General features: G+C 34.3%; 1 protein-coding gene. It reads left to right on the top strand.

Annotation, left to right across the window (positions count from 1 at the left end; genetic code table 11):
* Positions 1–168 precede the first annotated feature (168 nt).
* Complete coding sequence (locus A0J48_RS26605; protein ID WP_200327567.1) at positions 169–1254, top strand: RNA-guided endonuclease InsQ/TnpB family protein; 1086 nt, start codon at positions 169–171, stop codon at positions 1252–1254.
* Positions 1255–1310: the final 56 nt, after the last annotated feature.

The raw sequence follows: 1310 nt of genomic DNA, 5'->3' as shown, positions 1-1310 counted from the left end.
AACAGCAACAAAAATTTCTCGGTTAATACATAGCTGACTTTGGGTATTATTAATTAATGTATACATTAACTTACTATCACTTTACTTATAGTATCATAAGTTTTGACGCTCAGACTTGATAGCGAAGAAAGTAGTTAAATACCTCGAAATACAGGAGACGTAAAATCATTGCTACTAGGATTTAAAACCGAGTTAAAGTTAAACCACATTCAACTCTTAAACATAGTAAAACACTGTGGAGTAGCCCGTCATGCCTGGAATTGGGGATTAGCATTAACTAAACAAATCTTAGACCATAACCAAAATAATCCTGATGAGAAAATCAAATTTCCTACAGCAATAGACCTACATAAGTGGTTAGTAGCTTTAGTAAAGCCGTCAAATAAATGGTACTATGAATGTTCTAAATCAGCACCACAGGAAGCACTCAGAAATTTAAGAAAATCCTGGGATAGATGTTTTCAAAAAAAATCAGGAGTCCCCAGATTTAAAAAGAAAGGTAAACAGGATAGTTTTACCTTAGAAGGAACTGTAAAAATCTTAGGGAATAATAAAATTCAAGTTCCCAAAATAGGGATATTAAAGACTTATGAAAGATTACCTCAAACTCAACCCAAATCTGTCACTATCAGCCGCCAAGCCGATAGATGGTTTATTAGTTTCAAAATAGAAGTAGAACCAAAAATATCAAATTTAGATAATGTTGTGGGTGTAGATTTAGGTGTGAAAAATCTAGCAACATTATCTACAGGTGAAGTCATATCTGGAGCTAAGTCTTATAAAGAATATCAATCAAAATTAAGGAGATTGCAATGGTTAAACAGACATAAAATCATGGGTTCAAATAATTGGAAAAAAGCCCAACTCAAAATAGCTAGATTACATCAAAAGATAGCAAATATCAGAAAAGATACATTACATAAATTAACTACACTGTTAGCCAAAAACCACGGTGTGATAGTGATAGAGGATTTGAATGTTTCTGGTATGTTAGCTAATCATAAACTAGCAAAGGCGATTTCCGATATGGGTTTTCATGAATTGAGGAGACAATTAGAGTATAAATGTCAACTGTACGGGACAAAATTAGTGATAGTTGATAGATGGTTTCCTAGTTCTAAAACCTGCTCTAATTGTGGAGTAAAAAAAGAAACTCTGTCATTGAGTGAAAGAGTGTTTAAGTGTGATAGCTGTGGATTTGAGTGTGACAGGGATTTGAATGCGGCTATTAATCTCGCTCAAGCTGTCAGTTAGGCAGTGTTAGCCTGTGGACTGATTAGTGCCGACACTTTCAGGAGGAAGCAGGAAGT

Source organism: Sphaerospermopsis aphanizomenoides BCCUSP55 (assembly GCF_001586785.1).
GTDB classification, from domain to species: Bacteria; Cyanobacteriota; Cyanobacteriia; order Cyanobacteriales; family Nostocaceae; genus Sphaerospermopsis_A; species Sphaerospermopsis_A aphanizomenoides_A.
This window is presented reverse-complemented; position numbering and strand designations above follow the sequence as displayed.